The sequence below is a fragment of the Novipirellula rosea genome, assembly GCF_039541335.1.
Taxonomy (GTDB): Bacteria; Planctomycetota; Planctomycetia; order Pirellulales; family Pirellulaceae; genus Novipirellula; species Novipirellula rosea.
This window is the reverse complement of sequence record NZ_BAABGA010000088.1, coordinates 1-21,456: the sequence shown is the minus strand read 5'-3', so window position 1 is coordinate 21,456 and position 21,456 is coordinate 1. Positions and strand designations below refer to the sequence as shown.

The following is a 21,456-nucleotide window of genomic DNA, read 5'->3' as shown; positions in this document are numbered from 1 at the left end:
CCCGACCCTACCCGACGCAATTCGGGACCGGTCGACGTTTTCAAATCACTCAATTCATGTGGACGATCAATGACTCGCTGGCCCGGCATTTCGCAATTCAGTCTCGACAACCAAGTTGCCATCGTTACCGGTGGATCCAAGGGGCTCGGTGAAGCGATGGCGGCGGGCCTGGCGTCCGCTGGCGCCAACCTGCTGCTCGTCAGTCGCAACGAAGAGGAAGCCAAAGATGCTGCGGCGGCGATCGCGGCGGAGTATCCCATCAAAGCGATTGGAATGGCCGCGGATGTTTCTGATGAAGACCAAGTCAAAGCGTTGACGCGGCGCTGCGTCGGTGAGTTCGGTCGCATTGACATCCTCGTTAACAACGCGGGCATCAACATCCGAGGCCCCATCGAGGAGTTATCGCTGGAAGAGTTTCGCAAAGTCCAAAGCATCAATGTCGATGCCATGTGGTTGTGCTGTAAACATGTTTCGGCGGTAATGAAGCAGACGCAGTACGGCCGGATCATCAACATTGCCAGCACCCTGGGGCTCGTCGGCTTGGCCAATCGAACGCCCTACGCAACCAGCAAAGGAGCGGTGGTCCAAATGACGCGGGCGCTCGGTTTGGAGTTTGCGTTGGACAAGATCACCGTGAACGCAATCTGTCCCGGGCCGTTCCTGACGCCGATGAACGTACCGATCGCCGAGACCGAGGAGGCCAAGCAATTTATCGTCGGAGCAACCGCACTGCAGCGATGGGGGAAGCTAAGCGAGATTCAGGGTGCCGCTTTGTTTCTCGCCAGTCCCGCGTCCAGCTACGTCACCGGTAGCATGTTGACGGTCGACGGAGGCTGGACGGCGAAATGATCTAGTTGACACCACTGCAGAAAATACGTGGATGATTGATGATCCGATCCGGCTCATGCCAGCACTCACAAAGGAACCGTTCGGAAATAACATCGTCATTTTCAAGATGTAACCCGAATGACATGAACTTTGGATGTAGTGGACGAGGCGACGAGTCCCAGCGACTTAGTGGCACGACGGGACTCGTAGCCTTGTCCACTACAGAGAAAACACTTCCCGCGTGATTTTTAACAAAACTGGAATCACGAAGTTATTTCCGAACAGTACCTTAGGTAGCGGTACAGCGCGAGCCGTCCGGTTGCAGCGAGTAAAACGGTCGATTCAAACCGCCTGCTCGCGACGAGGCCCGGCAGTCTTCCTGCCGCTCACCATCTCTTTCTGCAGCCAACGTTCGCTTAGGTATAGACAGAAAAATTGGTGCGACAGAAAAATTCTCTGATCGCCACGGGGGCGTTTTCATTTTCCTGTCAGCTCATTTTCCTGTAAATCCCGACCGCGCAATCCTCTCGCCCGCTCGCGGACAGCTGAAGTAGATTAAGGAACCGTTCGGAAATAACTTCGTCATTTCAAGATGTAACCCGAATGACATGAACTTTGGATGTAGTGGACGAGGCTACGAGTCCCAGCGACTGAGTGGTACGACGGGACTCGTAGCCTCGTCCACTACAGAGAAAACACTTCCCGCGTGATTGGTAACAAAACTGGAATCACGAAGTTATTTCCGAACAGTACCTTAGGTAGCGGTACAGCGCGCGCCGTCCGGTTGCAGCGAGTAAAACGGTCGATTTAAACCGCCCGCTCGCGATGAGGCCCGGCAGTCTTCCTGCCGCTCACCATCTCTTCCTGCAGCCAACGTTCGATTAGGTATAGGCAGAAAAATCGGTGCGACAGAAAAATTCTCTGATCGCCACGATAGCTTTTTCATTTTCCTGTAAATCCCGACCACGCAATCCTCTCGCCCGCTCGCGGACAGCCGAAGAAGATCAAGGAACGGTTCGGAAATAACTTCGTCATTTCCAAGATGTAACCCGAATGACATGAACTTTGGATGTAGTGGACGAGGCGACGAGTCCCAGCGACTTAGTGGCACGACGGGACTCGTAGGCTCGTCCACTACAGAGAAAACACTTCCCGCGTGATTTTTAACAAAACTGGAATCACGAAGCGATTTACGAACAGTACCTTACGTAGCGGTACGGCGCGAGCCGTCCGGTTGCAGCGAGTAAAACGGTCGATTCAAACCGCCCGCTCGCGATGAGGCCCGGCAGTCTTCCTGCCGCTCACCATCTCTTCCTGCAGCCAACATTCGATAAGACAACGACAGAAAGATTGGTGCGACAGAAAAATTCTCTGATCGCCACGATAGCTTTTTCATTTTCCTGTCATCTCATTTTCCTGTAAATCCCGACCACGCAATCCTCTCGCCCGCTCGCGGACAGCCGAAGAAGATTAAGGAACGGTTCGGAAATAACTTCGTCATTTCAAGATGTAACCCGAATGACATGAACTTTGGATGTAGTGGACGAGGCTACGAGTCCCAGCGACTTAGTGGCACGACGAGACTCGTAGCCTCGTCCACTACAGAGAAAACACTTCCCGCGTGATTTTTAACAAAACTGGAATCACGAAGTTATTTCCAAACAGTACCTAAGGTATCTCTGTAGACAGAAATATTGATGCGACGAAAAAATGAAGAAGCCCCACTGCGTTAATGAAATCTTTCTGTCGCACCAATGTTTCTGTCGTCCCCGAACCGAACTCATAATGGCGACGAAAGCTGCCAAGAGCGACGGCGATTGCAGTCTTCGGTGTTCGTTTCCTCGGGCGCACACGTCCATTGCCGTCGGTGTAAACTAGACGTCGCCTGAACCGACGGACTCGGGATCGTTTTGGCGTCGATGGAGTTAGCCCACCGCTCACCTTGATTGCTTTTAGTCCTCGCCACTGGACGCGGGAGTTCATGCCTTCAAAAAGCCCACCTCGCTGTCTCGCGGAATCGCCGTACCGAGATAAATTGATTTGCCACCCAAAGCTCGCGGAAGAATGTTGATGATCGTGCTGCTGCCGCTGTTGCTCGCTTGTTCGTTTGCCTCCCCAACGACGCCAAACATTGCAGAGCTGAATGAACTGTTGGACTCGTTACGCGAGACGCATGCACCAGATTCTCGAATCGAACTGTGGGATGTTCAGGTTCATGCAGCGCAAGGGACCTTGCAGGTACGAGGGAACCTGTCCAGTCAGAAAACGTTTGATGCGGTCCAGCAAGCACTTGAGAAGCAGTTTCCAGAGGTGGTCAACCAATTGGTGTTACTTCCTGAAAAGGAGACGGGAACCATCGTCAATGCACTGGTGAATAATTCAGTGATCCATTTGCGGCGCGAACCCAGCAGCACCAAGGAACTTGTGACTCAGGCTCTGTTGGGCACCCCCGTGCGGATCCTGAAAACGGAGCGTGGCAAGAGTCTGATCCAAGTTCCCGACGGTTACATCGGCTGGGTGAATACCGCCGAAGTGCAGCGTATCAATCAACAAGAACTGACGGCGTACAAAGAGTCCGAAAAAGTCATTTATACGGTCCAGGCTGGACGGTCCTACAGTGACCCGAATGTCGAGTCGTTGCCGGTCAGCGACCTCGTGATCGGGAACATCGTATGCAAAGTCTCGCAACAGGATGGATTCACTCAGGTCCTGTACCCCGATGGACGTCGAGGGTGGGTGGAGAGTCGCGAGCTGGTCTCGGCCGATGCGATTTTTCATCAAACGACCGTGCAGGATAGTCTCGTTCAGACCGCCCTGAAGTTCCATGGGATTCCTTATCTATGGGGAGGCACTTCGTCCAAGAACATTGATTGCAGTGGACTGATATGCAATGTCTATTTCATGAATGGAATGCTGTTGCCACGCGACGCAAACATGCAGGCCATGATCGGTAGGGAACTGACGACCGACTTTGTTTCGGACGCTCTGGAACCGGGGGATCTGCTGTTCTTTGGCAGAAAAGCATCGGCAGAAGCTGAAGAGAAGGTAACCCATGTGGCCATGTACATCGGTGGCGGCGAATACATCCACTCAGCCGGTTACCGGGAACGAGTCAGCATCAACAGCATGGACAGCACCCAACCCAATTTCATCGAGAGCTACCCCGCGATGTTTGTGAAAGCGGTTAGGATTGTGGGCGAGCCCTATGAAGGTTTCCAGCCCACGGCAAAGAATGCCTTTTACAACGAAATCATCAGGAGTGGAGAATGAAAAGCGGACGACGAGCCTTTCTGAGCGGTCTGGGAGTGACCTCGCTGGCGGCTGCATTGCCACAGACCAAGGGCACGGCACAGGAAAACCCTGCAGCGCTCGAGGCGGCGCCGGCACCGATTGGCAACGGGAAAATGAAACTGAGCTTCAGGCCCTATGAGTTGCAGCTAGAGCACACCTTTACCGTTGCTGGAAACTCTCGAAAAACAACGCCCGTGGTGCTTGCCGAGATTCAGTACGAGGGATTGACGGGGTATGGGGAAGCATCGATGCCTCCCTACCTGGGCGAGTCGCAGCAGTCGGTGATGCAATTCCTCAGCAAGGTGAAGTTGGAGCAGTTTAAGGACCCCTTTCTGTTGGACGATATTCTGGCCTATGTCGACTCGCTGGACGAAGGCAACCGAGCGGCAAAAGCCTGTGTGGATATTGCCCTGCATGATCTGCTAGGCAAGTTGGTCGACAAGCCGCTGCACAAATTATGGGGGATCAATCCGGCAAACACCCCCATGACCTCGTTTACCATCGGGATCGACACTCCTGAAATGGTCAAGCTGAAGACAAAGGAGGCTGCGCGGTTCAAGGTGTTGAAAGTCAAGCTAGGGGGAGGCAACGACCGGGAAATGATCGAAGCGGTGCGTTCGGTGACGGACGTGCCGATCTATGTCGATGTGAACCAGGGGTGGAGTGATAAGCACGAAGCGTTGGAGATGGTGCACTGGTTGGCAGAGCAGGGAACTGAGTTTGTGGAGCAACCGCTTGCCAAGACCGCCGTCGATGATTTGGCTTGGCTGACATCCAAAAGCCCGCTTCCCATCATTGCCGACGAAGCGTTTCAGCGTTTGGGGGATGTGGCCGACTTCCAAGGAGTGTATTCCGGAATCAATATCAAGCTAATGAAGAGCACCGGCTTGCGCGAGGCTCAAAAGATGATCACCGTGGCTCGAGCATTGGACATGAGTTTGATGATGGGATGCATGACGGAAACGTCTTGCGCCGTGTCGGCGGCCGCACAGTTGTCGCCGCTCGTGGACTGGGCCGATCTCGATGGGAACCTGCTAATCACCAACGATCTCTACGAGGGAGTGAAGGTGATCGACGGCAAGTTAACCCTCAGCGACTTGCCCGGCATCGGGATCCGAAAGCGGAACATCTGATGTCTCGTTTCACTCGCTGCGGGTGTGGCGACAGCAGGTAGCCCATCCGTAAGTTTTGAAGTTGCGCTTTTGCATTTTGTGTTAAAGCCCCGGACGTTTACCTCGCCCAGCCCGACGAGCCAATTTATCCTACCCGTCTCATGACGAATGAATTCCGATCCTATCCCGAGAGGGATTAAAGAAAATAGCCATAGGTAAGCGAAGCGCCACCTATGGAATCGAGAACGCGAAAACATTTTCGACCCCGCAGGGGTCGCAGCCCGGCATGTGCCCCCGCATCCACAAACCCTCGCCCATCGCCACGAGCGTGGCTGCGGTTTAGTCCCAACGGGACGGCACGATGTAGCCACGGGGCGTGAGCCCGTGGATGATGGAAAAAGCACAATTCCAAAGCCCCAAAGGGGCGACATGAACCAGCGATCACCGAACACAAGACCTGTCACCGGCGCAGCTTCTTTTCGAAATCAATTTCTCCGTGGAAGAGGGTTGCCCGCAGGTTGCTGCGGTTCAACGCGAGATAAAGCCCGCCGGCCACGTCCGCTCGGAGCGATCGAGGCATTTCGCTAGCCTGCCACCGGCGTTCGCTGAAACGAAGAGGATTGCCCCATTTGATTTCTCAAATTCCGAATCTCGCGTCTCATCCTGGCGCAGCCACAAGCAACCTGCATTGGAAATAGGCAAAATAATTTACGGGCAAAATGATGAAAAGCCAAAGCATCTCCAGTCTGGAAATTATTTTGCCAAATAATCATTTTGCCCTATCCACGCACACGACAACCCAGCAGAACGACTACCGCAATGAGTTGTGGCAGAATGAGTCAAATACACGGGGCAACCAATCAACACGAGCGTGGCTGGTGATACATGAGTGAACGAAGTTCGAAACGCTTGCCGATATAGAAGAAGCGAGGCTCAGCGTGTTTCGATTGATCGAAACGCACTACAACACGAACCGTATCCACCAAACGCTCAACGATCAAACACCGGACGAGTTCGAACGAGCTTACGAACTAACTCTGGCGACCTCAACCAACTTTCCCACAGTCCGCCAATCATGGGCTAACGCAGTGCATCGATTGACGTAATCATCAAAGAGGTTTGACCCCTTAAATGTCTCTTGACCCCTTAAATGTCTCTATGGAATCGAGAATGCGAAAACATTTTCGCCCCCGGAGGGGTCGCAGCCCGGCATGTGCCCCCGCATCCACAAACCCTCGCCCATCGCCACGAGCGTGGCTGCGGTTTAGTCCCAACGGGACGGCACGATGTAGCCACGGGGCGTGAGCCCGTGGATGCTGGACACAACGCAATCCGAAAGCCCCGAAGGGGCGACATGAACCACGCGATCGCCGAACACAAGCCCTGTCACCAGCACAGCTTCTCATCGAAATCCGTTTCTCCGTGGAAGAGGGTTGCCCGCAGGTTGTCACGGTTTCGCGCGCGATAAAGCCCGCCTGCCACGTCCGCTCGGAGCATTTCGATAGCCTGCCACCGGCGCTCGCTGAAACGAAGAGGATTGCCCCATTTGATTGCTCTTGAAAGGTGCGGTAGATTCTCGCCGTACCCTTACAGATCACGTCGCATTTTAAACACAATAAATCGATTCAGAAATTCAGTTTGGAAAACAAAGATGAAACTAGATGAGCGACGAACTCTGTGCAAAGCGATAAGTGATAAGGATAACGACGCAGTTCGAACGTTTTGCCGCGAACACCAAGTTCCTGATTATCAAGAGGTCAAAAAAAAAGAAAGCCTTTGGCTCAAATATGCGATCCGAAATGGAAATGCGGAAATTGTTCAAACCATGCTCGACCATGGTTTGAATGTCAATCCGCAAGTAGGGGAATTGGACCAGCCTCCACTCACGTATGCAATTAACGACAGCAAAGATGACATCGTCCGGTTGCTCTTGGAGCATGGGGCAGATCCAAATGCCGACCGACATCTTGTCAATGCGATTAACGCCAAAAAGCCGACGGAACGCCAACTACTGTATTTGCAACTGCTCATAAAACATGGAGCAAATGTGAATCAGCTGCATCAGCTTTACGACACTGACACTCAGTTCACCGTTCTTGAATGGGCAAGAGACCCCGTAGTTCGGGAGTTTTTGGTTAGGCAGGGTGCCAAGCCCTCTGCTGAGTTGCAGTTGGTCACTCGATCAAGTGAGAGCCCTGGCGAATCACCCGCCAAATCACTTGCCGACCGAACGAAAGATACAGCGGTCGTTGTCGGACAATTGTCTGAGGTGGTCGACTATTTCCAAAATGCATTTGGAAAAGTCGACTCAAAGACATTTTCTGATAGTCTGTCGATTGGATTGGGCGTGACGGTCCACGTGATCAAGCCACAAACCCCGAGTGAGCCCATCACGCTATTCACCACGGGCCTTTCCGCACATCCTATGAATGTGCCGCAAGAGACCTTGAACGAAGCGGGGTACGCAGAGCTCTACATGCAGTTGCCTGGGGAGTGGAACATTGATGATGAGGCCCCTCAATGGACTTGGCCAATCCAATTGATTCTAAATTTGGCCAATCACCCCACACGCGAAGGCGACTACTTTTTGCCGCCTGTCACCTGCGTCGCAAATGAATCGCCTCTTGGGCCCAATGTCAAATTTTCTTCAACCGCACTGCTAGCGCTGGAAACCTTCGAGCGATCCGACGGCAAATTGATCAACTGCCTTTGCCTAATGCCAATTTACGAAGCAGAGCACCGCATGATCATCGAACAGGGGGCGCCAGCTTTTCTCAAAGCCTTAGATAACGCCGAAGTTAGTCGAATTCTTGATATTGATAGACCGAGTGTTATTTAAAGACAGCACAAACAATGGGTCAGACCCAATACTGTTCAGCACAAAAGTTGCGCATTGAATTTCACTGGTTTTGGGCACGGCGTTTGCGCATCGGGTCATCTTTGGCGGATTGTCCGCCAGTTGGACACGCAGCGGATAAGCCAGTGCCCAAGCGACTCCCCAAGCGACGAAAGCCAACACCTCAAAAATGCGCTAGCGATCTACACCGGCGGCCAGCCGAACAATCGCACCTGCGAGATGATCTGCTTCTACGTACTCGGCCGAGGCATCTTGGGGGAACGAGAAGCACACAGCGAAAAAAATTGAAACCCAAGACACTGTAGAAGCTCTACGCGCCGACTGAAGTCCCGTGACTTCGGCGATTCGCTGCTGTGCGGTCAGTGGTTGACCGCCGTCCTCCAGCTGGCAATTCGCATCCGGAATCAACATCACCGCTGCAGTCCTGATCACCTCTGGACACAGCAGCAACCAGGCCGAACAGTATTGAACCCGACCCACTAGATGCCTCCATTAGATTTCTTCGCGTCCCCTTTGATTTGCCCGCCAAGGTTCACGGAATCAGCAACGTCCACCAACCAGAGTTTTTTTCTTTGCCCAACCTATCGTCACGAGCGTGGCTATGTTTAGTCCTAACGGGACGGAACGATGTAGCCACGGGGCGTGAGCCCGTGGATGATGGAAAAAGCACAATTCCAAAGCCCCAACGGGGCGACATGAACCAGCGATCACCGAAAACAAAGCCTGACACTGGCGTAGCTTCTCCTTGAATTCAGCGTCTTTGTGAAAGATGGTCGCCCTAAGATTGCTACGGTACAGAGTGTGATAATGCCCAGTCTCAGTTGATTGATGGTTTGGTCCGCCCCATGCCAGCACTCACTCATGTATCTGTGTAGACAGAAATATTAACGCGACAGAAGAATGAAGAAGCGCCATCGTGGTAATCAATCTTTCTGTCTTCCCTCGCTCGAACACGCTATCGGCGAGGAGAGCCGTCTAGATAGAAAATAACGGCCTTCATTTTCGGTGCCCAACATCGCTTACGCTTGGCTTCGCAGCGAGTCACTTGCAGGGGGCCCAATCGCTTACCGCCGTGTTGCCCTCGGCGAAGCGTTATTCAGCCGTAACTGGCCACTTCGCCCGTCGACGCGTTCGATAATCAAAGTTCGGAAACGGATGCAGCGAATATTGGCCTTAGTTGGCCAAACCGGGGCGTTTCCGTCAAACCGGGTAAGCTTGGGGGCGTCGGGACGTGATCCCAAATACCATCCGCGCACGGAAAAGCCCCGTGTATGACGGAGCTTTTTGGATGCGGCCGAGAGGACTCGAACCTCCACGGGATTAACTCCCGGTAGGTCCTCACTCTCTCTCTCCGCATTGAATATAGGAAGACAGGTGAGTCGCACATGCATTGCTCGCGGGTAACTGCGTCAAACTTAATTTGAACCCAAATTACTGATCTTCGACAAAATCAAAACCGCGTTCGGTAGCACTCTATAGAACCTGTAACCTTCGCGACCGTAGACCAAACAAGCTTTCGTTTCGCGGTCCGAATGCTTGCGAAAAACCCGTGAATGACAGGGTTTTGTTTACTACCCTGCTTTGAATTTGCTTCGCTCAAAGTCCGTTTTCTCGCATGATTTGGGGGAAGTTTCGAGTTTCAAAACATTGGAGTTGTTATGGGTTAGCTTTTTGCTACGAGCACGTTTGTCGCGGGAATCGCGGTCAAAATGAAAAATCTTCGAGCCGGACAACATCCGGTGGAAACTTCATTACCATGCATACCTCGTCTCTGGTGAGTTGTCTAATGGTTTGCCGGGGGCAGTAAAGTCCAGGATACAGGCAGTTAACTTGCCATTGCGACACGCTGCCTATAGACTCATGCGGTTTCTTGTCCTCGTAAATATTTTGTTCGGTAGTCGATCTTCCCTCTTTTTTCCCGAGACGGTGCACAGATGGGTTTTATTCGCGATCTTCGATTCTCACCTAAGTTGGAAACAGTTGGTGCTTACAAGCGGAGTCGGAAGTCAAAGGAACGCAATCGCACTCAGAATCGGAGGAGTCGTCGCTTATCCATTCTTCAGCAACTTGAATCACGTCACTTGTTGGCGGGAGAACTCGATGCATCGTTTGGAACTGCGGGGATTGTTACAACGGACCTGCACAACAACTTAACCAGATACGACGCAGCGAATGCCGTCGCTGTAGATGCCAGTGGTCGCATGATTGCTGTCGGGACAACCGGGATCATTGCTCGTTTTACCAGTAGCGGCGGGTTTGACACCGCTTTTAACGAATCAGATGTCTCAAAGTTTCCAGGCGAGGCAGTCGGTGTGGCGGTGCAGTCCGACGGCAAGATTGTTGTTGCCGGGACCACATCCGAAGGGTCAACGAATCTATTTGCGGTGGCTCGATACAACCCAGATGGCTCCTACGATACGACGTTCGACGGTGACGGAATCCAATACACAAGTTTTGGTCCGCTAAGGGTTACCGCGAATAGCTTAGCACTACAAAGCAATGGCAACATCGTCATTGCAGGTGTCGCTAGCAACTCATCGCTTGCCAATTACGATTTCGTTGCAGCGCGGTATCTTCCCAATGGTTCACTTGACGTGAGTTTTGATGGTGACGGACGCGCAACCGCAGACATCGGCACCTACGATTTCGGGCAGAGTGTTGCGATTCAGAATGATGGCAAGGTTGTCATTGCCGGCGCTACGCAAACCGCCGGCAACTACGATTTCGCTGTGGTTCGCTTCAATCAAAATGGTTCGCTCGATTCGACATTTTCCGGGGATGGCAAATTAACCACCGACTTTGGATCGGCTTCGGATGAGGCCAGTGGCGTGGCAATCCAAGCGGACGGAAAACTCGTGGTGGTCGGCAAGACTACGATTGGAGCCTATTCAGACATCGCGGTCGCTCGATACAACAGCAATGGGACGCTCGATACGACGTTTGACCTTGATGGCAAGTTGACAACAGATATCGGAACTCGAGATGACGAAGCGAGTTCGGTGGTCATCCAGAGCGACAATAAGATCGTCGTCGCCGGGAGTTCGGTTAACCCTAATTTGTCATCGATATCCTATACGGTATTAACTCGCTACAACTCCAATGGTTCGTTGGATACGGGTTTCGGCAGTCATCATGGCAGCCAACTCGTATCGATCACCAACCCTGGTCCGTCGCCGGGTACCAGTGGCGCCAATCATATTGCGTTATATAGCGATGGCAGATTCGCGATTGCGGGATACGCAAATAGCAGTAGTACCTATTTCGATTTTGCGGTCGCACGTTTATTGCCTAATGGTCAAAAGGACAATACGTTTGCCGGAGATGGTGCGTTAGCGATTGCTTATGGCAATTCAACTGACGAAGGGCAAAGTGTTGCGATTGGCGAGGATGGGAAGATCATCGTCGCGGGGCGATCTAATTCATCTGCGTACGGATACGCCGTAACGCGTTATCGTGCCGATGGTTCGTTGGACACGACTTTTGCTGGCGATGGCAGCGTCTTCACGAGCATCACCTCCGGCGACGATGAAGCGAAAAGTGTCGTGGCGTTGGCGGGTGGGAAAGTGGTGGTCGCAGGCCGCTCAAAAACCGGTTCCAATTGGGATTTCTCGGCCGCGCGTTATAACGCCAACGGTTCGTTGGACACCTCGTTTGGCGGCGACGGCAAAGTCACGGTCAGCTTTGGCTCCAATGACGATTACGGACAAAGCGCTGCGGTGCAAACTGACGGGAAACTGGTGATCGCTGGGCAAGCAACCATACTCGGGTCCGCAGATTTTGCGATCGCTCGGCTGGACAGCAACGGTGTTCCTGATGCATCGTTTGATGGTGATGGTCAGGTGACAACGGACTTCGGCGGCACCACTGATTTGGCCTTCGGCGCTGTGGTTCAGACCGATGGGAAGATCATTGTCGTTGGGTACACGGATGCGGGTGGCGGGGGGATCAACCACGCACTTGCTCGATACAACGCCGATGGTTCACTTGATTCCACGTTCGGCGTGGGCGGCAAAGTGATCGCTGATTTTGGCGGCAGCGACGACTACGTTGGCGGCGTGGCGTTGCAAGATGATGGCAAGTTAGTCGTTGCGGGGGCCAAAAGCACCGCAGGCAACTACGACGTGGCGGTGACTCGCTACAACGCTGATGGAACTCTGGACACAAGCTTTGGTACCGGCGGTAGCGTGGTTACCGATCTCGGGTCAACAACGGAAGTCGCCGTGAGTGTTGCCATCGACAATTTTGGAAAGATCGTAGTGGCTGGATCGATTTCTACCGGATTCAACTTCGATACGGCCGTGTTGCGTTACAACTCCGACGGGACCCTCGATAGCGGCTTTGGTAACCTTGGGACTCAGGTGGTCGCCGTTAGCCGATCTGACGATTTCGGTAATAGCATTGCGATCCAGTCCGACAATAACGTGGTGGTCGCAGGCATGGCGGTGGGAGCGGGAACGTTCGACAAGTCCTTGATTCGCTTGGTCGGTGGCGTCCCTGTCATACCGAACTCCGAATTCTCAATTGTGCCAACGGACTCGGACAAGTTCGAGGGTAATCCAGGCACGACCACGCCATTCATATTTACTGTGACGCGTTCCGGTAGTAGTGCGGGTCAGGCGAGCGTTGATTTCACGGTAACAGGAAGCGGCACCGACGCCGCGAACGGTGCGGACTTCGGTGGCTCGCTCCCGAATGGAACGGTCGCGTTTGCCGATGGCGAAACCACTCAAACAGTTACGGTGAATGTTTCCGGCGATGCGATCGTAGAGCGCGATCAAGAGTTCGTGGTGACGCTGAGCAATCCAAGTTCGTCCACAACCATTCTTTCAGCTTCGGCGAACGGAACAATTCGTAATGACGATCTCAGCGTCGTCGGTGTTCGGCTTGTCAATTCCACCGTCGTCGAAGACGGCGCGGACGTGCTCACGTATACGTTTGAACGAACGAATGCGAACGCGGAGTCGCCCGAACTTGTGGTCAATTATGCGGTTAGCGGCACCGCGACCACTGGAGTAGATCATGACGCGGACGCATCCGGTGACGTTGCCTTTGCAGCGGGTCAAACCGTTGCGACGGTTGTCGTTGATCCGGCGGCAGATGCGGTTGTCGAACTCAGCGAAACCGTCACCGTCACCGTGACCGCTGGATCAAGCTACGCGATCGCTGCGGCGAGTGCGATCGCCACCGGAACGATCGCCGACGACGATCGTGCGGCAGTCACCATTCAGGACGTCACTGCGGTAGAAGGTGTGGGCCTGTTGTACACGGTGATGCTGGATAATGCGGTACAAGACCCGTTTGATGTTCATGTTACTTTTGTCGACGAAACTGCCACGGGCGGCACCGACTACGACAATGCACCTGTCACACTCAACTTCGTTGGGAACCTGGGTGAAACCCATCAATTCACTGTCGCGACCAATAATGATTTGATCCTGGAAGGGAACGAAACTTTCAAGGTGCAACTGGATGCGACATCGTCAAACGGTCTTTTGCTGCCCGGAGACCTGGATACCCGTTTTGGCAATCAAGGCGTCGTCGTCACCGACATCAGCGGCGGTAGCGATCGCACCTATGCGGTCAAGATCCAGGACGACGGTAAAATCATTTCAGCCGGCAATCACTATACCGACTCTTCATCTGGGTACGATTTTTCGCTGATACGCCGAAATCCCGATGGCACACTCGACCCTTCTTTCGGAACCTCCGGCGTCGTGACTTTGGATTTCAATGGAGCAAATAATGAAGCGCAAGCGGTCGCGTTACAGCCGGATGGAAAAATCCTAGTCGCCGGGTTGGCCACTGTGAATGGTCAGCGAGATTTTGCAGTGGCCAGGTTACTACCGGATGGCACGGTCGATACCTCATTCGGCACCAACGGAGTCGCGATTACTGACACGGGTGCCGTCGTGGAGACAGCGCGCGACGTGGTCATTCAAAGTGACGGTCGCATTGTGGTTACCGGTTACACTTTCGCGATCGGTGCCAGCGACATGGTCGTCATGCGGTATGAAGCTGACGGCACGCTTGACACGACTTTTGGCAGTGGCGGTATTGCAATCACAGATTTGGGTGGCGATGAGCTGGCTTTCGGTTCGGTGATTGATGCAGACGGCAAGATCACGATTGCTGGATATACGGTGCCGAGTCTCGCAACGGGCGGAAACAACAATTTCGCTCTAGTCCGCTACCTTGCCAATGGAACCCTTGATACATCGTTTGATAGTGACGGAATCGTCACGACAGACTTCGGGGCGAGTCGTCGTGATAGTGCGTTTGCGATTGCGTTACAGAACAATGGAAAGGTTGTCGCCGCCGGTCTGACGGATAATGGTCTGGACACGGATTTCGCACTGGCACGCTACAACATTGACGGGTCGCTTGACACGGATTTTGGCTCCGGGGGATTGGTTGCGTTGGACTTTAGCGGCGGAAGTGATGGTGCGAATTCGCTCGTTCTTCAACCCGATGGTCGCATCCTGGTATCTGGGAATAGTTATCTCAGCAATAGCGATATTGGTCTTGCACGACTCAATGCCAACGGCACACCGGATATAACATTCGGCGTCGACGGACAGTTGACTCAATCATTCATTACAAGCGGTAACTCTCGAAATGACTATGCGCATGGATTGGCGTTACAGCAGAATGGATCAATCGTCGTTGCCGGATACGTTGTCGCTGCCAGTGAAGACTTTGCTATGGCTCGTTTTCTTGGAGCACCTGATTCATTGGTGGACGACTCGGATACGGCCTCCGGCACCATTGTGGACAACGAAGTTTTTGGATTCCGGGTTTCGGTCAATCCCGCGGTCATCGACGAGGTTGGTGGATCGGCTCTCGGCACGATCACGCTGGATTTTGCACAGACGTCGGAACTTACTATCAACGTATCCAGTGGCGATACGGGGGAAGCAACGCTGGACGTATCCAGTGTCACGATTCCAGCCGGTGAAAAGAGTGGAACGTTTATGATCTCGGGTGTCGATGACGGCGTCGACGATACGACTCAAACCGTTCTCATTACCGCCGACGCTGGAACGTTAGGCACTCAGACCACATCCATTGACGTCGTGGATAACACAATCAACAACCTGAATCTCTCGTTGGCCGACGCCAGCATTGCTGAGAACGGTGCGACGACGGTAACCGTCTCGCTTGCGATTCCTGCGTCAACCGACACCGTCGTCAACCTGTCCATCAACGACGGCACGGAAGCCTCTGTCACACCGGCAAGTGTCACGATCCTGGCAAATCAAACATCAGCAACGGCAACCGTGAATGGTGAGATCGATAACTTGGTTGATGGTTCGCAAACGGTAGTGCTTACGGCATCGTCCGTTGGTCTTGCCGACGCTACCGGGTCGTTGACGGTAACCGATATTGATTCAACCGCTTTGAGCTTGTCGTTAGCCGACGCCAGCATCGCTGAGAACGGTTCAACGGCGGTAACCGTCTCGCTTTCCACTCCTGTGACAAGTGATACCGTTGTCAACTTGTCGATCAACGACGGCACGGAAGCCTCTGTCATTCCGACGAGCGTCACGATCCTGGCAAATCAAACATCAGCAACGGCAACCGTGAATGGTGTGATCGATAACTTGGTTGATGGTTCGCAAACGGTAGTGCTTACGGCATCGTCCGTTGGTCTTGCCGACGCTACCGGGTCGTTGACGGTAACCGATATTGATTCAACCGCTTTGAGCTTGTTGTTAACGGATGCCAGCATCGCTGAGAACGGTTCGACGACGGTAACCGTCTCGCTTTCGACTCCTGTGGCGAGCGACACCGTTGTCAACCTGTCGATCAACGACGGCACGGAAGCCTCTGTCACACCGGCGAGTGTCATGATCCTGGCAAATCAAACATCGGCAACGGCAACCGTGAATGGTGTGATCGATAATCTAGTTGATGGTTCGCAAACAGTAGTACTTACCGCATCGTCCGTTGGTCTTGCCGACGCTACCGGGTCGTTGACGGTAACCGATATTGATTCAACCGCTTTGAGCTTGTCGTTAACTGACGCCAGCATCGCTGAGAACGGTTCAACGGCGGTAACCGTCTCGCTTTCCACTCCTGTGGCAAGTGACACCGTCGTCAACCTGTCGATCAACGGCGGCACGGAAGCCTCTGTCACACCGGCGAGTGTCATGATCCTGGCAAATCAAACATCGGCAACGGCAACCGTGAATGGTGTGATCGATAATCTAGTTGATGGTTCGCAAACAGTAGTACTTACCGCATCGTCCGTTGGTCTTGCCGACGCTACCGGGTCGTTGACGGTAACCGATATTGATTCAACAGCTTTGAGCTTGTCGTTAACGGATGCCAGCATCGCTGAGAACGGTGCAACGACAGTAACCGTCTCGCTCGCGACTCCTGCGTCAACCGACACCGTCGTCAACCTGTCGATCAACGACGGCACGGAAGCCTCTGTCACACCGGCGAGTGTCACGATCCTGGCAAATCAAACATCAGCAACGGCAACCGTGAATGGTGTGATCGATAACTTAGTTGATGGTTCGCAAACAGTAGTACTTACCGCATCGTCCGTTGGTCTTGCCGACGCTACCGGGTCGTTGACGGTAACCGATGTAGACGGGAATTCAAGCAATTCACGCCCGCTGATCGTTACGTTGATTGCGCCATCCTTCCAGGATGCTGGTACTGCAGGCGAATCCGTGACGATTAGCGGTTTGTTCGAGGATGCCGACGTAGGTGATACTCACGTCGTGACGATCAATTGGGGTGACGGTGTTATTGAGACAATCGCTCCGAGTCAGGTCAATCAAACTGCGGACACGTTCACAGCGAGTCACGTGTATATCGACGGAGGAATCTATACGGCCACCGTAACCGTCGACGATGGAAAGACAAACGGCACCGACACCGACTCAAAATCGATCGTCATCAGCGGTGTTGGGATCGTCGACAGAACACTGTTTGTGATTGGCACTAGCGGCAGAGACCACATCGTAATCAAGTCTCATTCTGGGGCCTTGAACTTAAAAGCCAAGCTTAATCAAGGAAAAGGCCAAACGAACATAGACCGTGACATTGATGCTGAGGCTGTTGATTCGATTGTTGTCATGGTTGGCGATGGCAACGACACCGTCGATATCCATGCAAAAGTCAGCGTTCCATCTATCATCTTGGGCGGTGACGGAAACGACAAACTTAATGGCGGAAGTGGTAGCGACGTGGTGGTCGGCGGACTTGGAAACGACAGGCTGCATGGAGGTAATGGCAACGACGTTCTGATCGGCGGTGAGGGGCGGGACGTGCTTGATGGTGAATCGGGCAACGATCTTTTGCTTGGGGCTGGTTGGATTAATCAGCAAGACCTTGTCGCACTGGATGCGCTTCATCAACAGTGGACTCGCAACGACGTCACTTATCAGCGACGGCGCGAACATCTCACAGACGCCGCTCCGGGTGGACTGAACGCTGGATTCACATTTAACGCCACAGCTTTAATAGAAGATTTCGACAAAGACACATTGAAGGGTGATTCTGGTCGTGACTTATTCTTCGCGGCGTTAAGTGGCTCGATCAAAGACAAGATCATAGGCAAAGCGTCCAATGAAGACGTCGTTTGGTTTTCTAGTGAGAACCTAGCGGTAAGTGGCAGGTTAAGAGTCTGCCGCTTGGCGAACTAAAGTGTATCGCCGGCTTGTCGAGAATACGTTGACCAACTGCAAGTTAGTCTTGAGTTATCTGGCACTTGACCGAAGTGGGGTTGAAACAGTTCGCCCAGATTGATGCTTCGAACGACCTTGGGTTTGCCGTCGGAGAGCAGGAACGTGGAGACGTCAGCATTCTCAGGGACTTCCTGTCGCCCACTGTCAATTAACCGAATATTTTCAATCAACCGTTGCAATCGGCCTTCCGCCTTGGATTGCCCCTGTGTCTTAAACGATCGTTTAAACTTCTTCCCTCAAAAACGAAAGCTGACATAAATGTTTGCGATCGGGGCAGTATTCAGCCAAGCCATGATTCGCACTCCAAAAGTTCTAGGAGTGAATTCGAACAAGCTCACGAACTAACTCTAGCGACCTAAACCAACTTTTCCACAGTCCGCCAGTCATGGGCTAACGCAGTGCATCGATTGGCGTAATCATCAAAGAGGTTTGACCCCTTAGATTTCTGACCCCTTAGATTTCTTCGTGGCGGAACCCTACATCACTGCGATCACCGAACGAATTCACCGCACACGAATTCTCATCGACGAGAAGATGCTTGCTCCATCGGGGAAGCAATTCGATCGAATCAAAATGCTCAAGGATCGATGGTTTTGATTGATGGGTTAAAAACAATACACAAACTTCCATCAAGTTTCCCTGCTTCGAAACTACCCTACTGGACGAAGCTCCCCAGCCCAAAGCACTCGTGCTCTGCCAAAACGGCCGACTCTCTGTCGACAAGGCTGGACACTTGGATCATTTGATCGGTGATCAAGCCTGTGGTTTCAAAGCGGAGTGTAACCTCGCTGCCGTTCGGACAACGTGTGGCGGAGAAGCGAAACCCTTTGCCACATACCACCGGTATATGAGCGATCGCTGCTGCATTAGCCGAAGCTAATCGCGGCTTAACGCTGGTGCATTGGTTGGTTCACTCAACAAAGAGGTTTGACCCATTAGATTCATCTGACCCATTAGATTCATCTGACCCATTAGATTCATCTGACCCATTAGATTCATCTGACCCATTAGATTCATCCTGACCCATTAGATTCATCCAACAAAGAGGTTTGACCCATTAGATTCATTGACCCATTAGATTCATCAGGAAAGCCTTCCTAGCGAAGCCTCCCCGCTTGACACCTTTGTTTTCACCCTTCCCAATAATGCTTCCCAGTCTTCGCTGCTGGGCGGAGACAAATTGGTCAGTGACGTATATGGAACGATTCGGCTATTCCTCAACTTGGTCTTTGAGAATCCACCGCTGTAGCCATGCTTTCTTGATAGTCAGACGATCGTCACGGATAATTGGATCGTCAATGAAGACACGTCCACGATCTACGGGGACCGGAACACCAGGGATGATCGACATTGGTGAACTTGGGAGGTGTTGGATGTCGTCGCTCACGAGACCAAAAAAGTCCAGCAATTCAAGCAGAGGTCGATCATCGACGCAGTACCATCGTTCGACGTAAAATCCTTTTTGATCGTCCCCAAATGGAATGTTCGGGATATAGCCAATTCCCTCGAATTCGCTACGTTTAAAATCACGAAAGCCAAACGCCAATATCTCTTCACGAGATACCTTCTTTACCCGCGCTAACCACTTTGCATGTCGTTTTTTCCATTCTTTTTTTTGTTTGTCTGACCATACCGGTTTCAGTGGTTGGTAAATGACCGTGTTGGGAAGAGTTTTTCGCAACTGTTCAAATCCATGTCTTGAAATTGCAGATCGATCCAACCGAAGTGTTTTAAGTTTCGTGAACTTCGTGATATGTTCAATTGCCTTGTCATCCACACTTGAGAGTCGCAGCTCGAGCGTTTCCAGATTCTGGCGATGCATGACGAGATACTCCAATCCCGAACCGTTCAGCAGACTACTCTGCTCTGTCCACTCTCCCTCTTTTGTCAGGGATTCAATTCCCAATTCTTTCAGGTTTTTCAGTTGCCCTAGGGAATTCAACCCGCGATCCGTGACACTCGTTCCGTAGAGATACACGCTTTCAACATTTTGTATCGTATCTGCTATCTCTTCTAAACTTTTGTCTGCAAATGCGCTCCCAGAAAATTCCACCCGAGTTATCCTTTCAGGATCAGTGGGATCCAATTTCAGTACGTATCCCCCAGCCCTGAGAATCGCGTTCTCCACCATGGCACGTTCATTTGTTTCGTTTGGCTTGCTCGATTGCTCATCGCCGTCGCCCACATTCTGCGTTGATGGTGGTTTAATTTCTTGTCCCGGCAGTGAATTGACAAGATCCGTGCAGAATGTTTCCAGCAACAGTAAAACGAACATCCCAGAAGCAACTACAGACGTTAATCGACGTTCAAACACAACCATTTCCATTTCCTTTCATAGTCAGTCTCCCGATACGACGCGATGAGGAGGACGAAGTGTGATTTCCGAATTGGTTGGCCGAGGACGCTTAGTCTCCTCAACGTAGTTATCCTGCAAAAGGGTTCGCCAGTCTTCGTACGTCAGTGTACCACCAGCCCGAGATCCAACAAATCACGTAAAGAGATTTCCGCCAGCGTAGACCAACGTTTCACCATTCCAAGCCCCACCTGAGTAGTCCTATTTTGTTCCGGATTTATCAATGATCACCAGGTACGTAAGTTGCGGAATCTCCTGCAGTGATAGTGTGCTTTAGGAATGACTCACATTCATTTAATCCAACCGCAAGGCAGCACGATGAATGAAATTGCACAAAAACAAAGACTCCTTACACCTTTGTTTTCACCAAGCCTGTGGTTTCAAAGCGGAGTGTAACCTCGCTGCCGTTTGGATAACGTGTGGCGGTGAAGCGAAACCCATTGCCACATACCAACGGTATATGAGCGATCGCTGCTGCATTAGCCGAAGCTAATCGCTGCGGCACGCAGGTGCAGCGCATTGTTTGTTTATCAAAGAGGTTTGACCCAATACTGTTCGGCCCGGTTGCTGCTGTGTCCAGAGGTGATCAGGACTGCAGTCGGTGATGATGATTCCGGATGCGGATTGTCAGGTGGAGGTCGGCGGTCAGCCACTGACCGTGCAGCAGCGAATCGCCGAAGTCACAGGACTTCGGTCGGCGCGCAGTGCTTCTACAGAGTCTTGGGTTTCAATTTTTCGATGTGTGTTTCCAGTTCTTCCAGGCTGGCCCAGCCGAGTAAGTAGAAGCAGATCATCTCGTAGGTGCGTTTGTTCGGTTGGCCGCCGGTGTAGATCAGGATCAACAGACACGCAATGATCGCCAAGTACATCTGGATCTCCACGCCTGCCGGCTTTGTGCTCAGCAAATGTCGACAGCCCAAAAGCTGCTTGATCATTCGAAAGAACAACTCGATCAGCCAACGAAGCCGATACGCTTCGGCAATCAGTTCGGCGGGGACGTCCATCAGGTTTGTGACCAATCGCAGGCGACCGTCGCAGTTGGAACCTTTGCTTCCGGTGCGGACATGAGGTGGGACTTCGACCTCGATGAAGCGAACTGGATGATCACTCGGGACCGTTGTGCTGTTGCTGGTGCAAGCCCCTAAAACGACTTCTCGATCGATGCGAACACCAGCATCGCGGTCGGCTTGCGTGAGCTCTCGGTCGCTGAGGATCTTCGGCGTGCTATTGTCTCGGACCCGACAAATGTAGCTGCTGCCGATGGCATTGATTTGATTGAACAACTCAAACTTGGCGTATCCGCGATCGGTCACG

General features: G+C 52.5%; 9 protein-coding genes. 6 read left to right on the top strand and 3 right to left on the bottom strand.

Features of this window, described 5'->3' with window-relative positions:
- Positions 1–69 precede the first annotated feature (69 nt).
- The 6 genes from ABD971_RS28440 to ABD971_RS28415 all read left to right on the top strand — a co-directional run bounded on the left by ABD971_RS28440 (position 70) and on the right by ABD971_RS28415 (position 17,747).
- Positions 70–849, top strand: coding sequence for an SDR family NAD(P)-dependent oxidoreductase (locus ABD971_RS28440; RefSeq protein ID WP_345327125.1), 780 nt, complete (start codon positions 70–72; stop codon positions 847–849).
- A 2,049-nt stretch (positions 850–2,898) separates the two neighbouring features.
- Positions 2,899–4,098, top strand: coding sequence for a C40 family peptidase (locus ABD971_RS28435; protein WP_345327124.1), 1,200 nt, complete (start codon positions 2,899–2,901; stop codon positions 4,096–4,098).
- A complete protein-coding gene (locus ABD971_RS28430; protein ID WP_345327123.1) occupies positions 4,095–5,252 on the top strand; it encodes a dipeptide epimerase in 1,158 nt (385 codons plus the stop codon). The genes ABD971_RS28435 and ABD971_RS28430 overlap by 4 nt, the downstream gene beginning before the upstream one ends.
- 917 nt (positions 5,253–6,169) lie before the next feature.
- Positions 6,170–6,337, top strand: coding sequence for a hypothetical protein (locus ABD971_RS28425; protein ID WP_345327122.1), 168 nt, complete (start codon positions 6,170–6,172; stop codon positions 6,335–6,337).
- A gap of 440 nt (positions 6,338–6,777) precedes the next feature.
- A complete protein-coding gene (locus tag ABD971_RS28420) occupies positions 6,778–8,070 on the top strand; it encodes a suppressor of fused domain protein (protein ID WP_345327121.1) in 1,293 nt (430 codons plus the stop codon).
- A 2,099-nt stretch (positions 8,071–10,169) separates the two neighbouring features.
- Positions 10,170–17,747, top strand: a complete 7,578-nt coding sequence (locus ABD971_RS28415) for a Calx-beta domain-containing protein (protein ID WP_345327120.1) — start codon at positions 10,170–10,172, stop codon at positions 17,745–17,747.
- A gap of 495 nt (positions 17,748–18,242) precedes the next feature.
- Here the strand turns inward: ABD971_RS28415 and ABD971_RS28410 are convergent, their stop codons facing one another.
- The 3 genes from ABD971_RS28410 to ABD971_RS28400 all read right to left on the bottom strand — a co-directional run.
- Positions 18,243–18,419, bottom strand: coding sequence for a hypothetical protein (locus tag ABD971_RS28410; RefSeq protein WP_345327119.1), 177 nt, complete (start codon positions 18,417–18,419; stop codon positions 18,243–18,245).
- A 580-nt stretch (positions 18,420–18,999) separates the two neighbouring features.
- Positions 19,000–20,109: a leucine-rich repeat domain-containing protein gene (locus tag ABD971_RS28405; protein ID WP_345327118.1), complete on the bottom strand. Its 1,110-nt coding sequence runs from the start codon at positions 20,107–20,109 to the stop codon at positions 19,000–19,002.
- 743 nt (positions 20,110–20,852) lie between these two features.
- Positions 20,853–21,456, bottom strand: a 604-nt coding sequence (locus tag ABD971_RS28400) for an IS4 family transposase (protein WP_345327117.1), incomplete at its 5' end; no start/stop codon positions are given.

Bases quoted from the DNA above. Each gene is read 5' to 3' on its own strand.
- ABD971_RS28440 (WP_345327125.1), top strand. From the start codon at position 70: ATGACTCGCTGGCCCGGCATTTCGCAATTCAGTCTCGACAACCAAGTT.
- ABD971_RS28435 (WP_345327124.1), top strand. From the start codon at position 2,899: ATGATCGTGCTGCTGCCGCTGTTGCTCGCTTGTTCGTTTGCCTCCCCA.
- ABD971_RS28430 (WP_345327123.1), top strand. From the start codon at position 4,095: ATGAAAAGCGGACGACGAGCCTTTCTGAGCGGTCTGGGAGTGACCTCG.
- ABD971_RS28410 (WP_345327119.1), bottom strand. From the start codon at position 18,419: ATGGAAGTTTGTGTATTGTTTTTAACCCATCAATCAAAACCATCGATC.
- ABD971_RS28405 (WP_345327118.1), bottom strand. From the start codon at position 20,109: ATGGTTGTGTTTGAACGTCGATTAACGTCTGTAGTTGCTTCTGGGATG.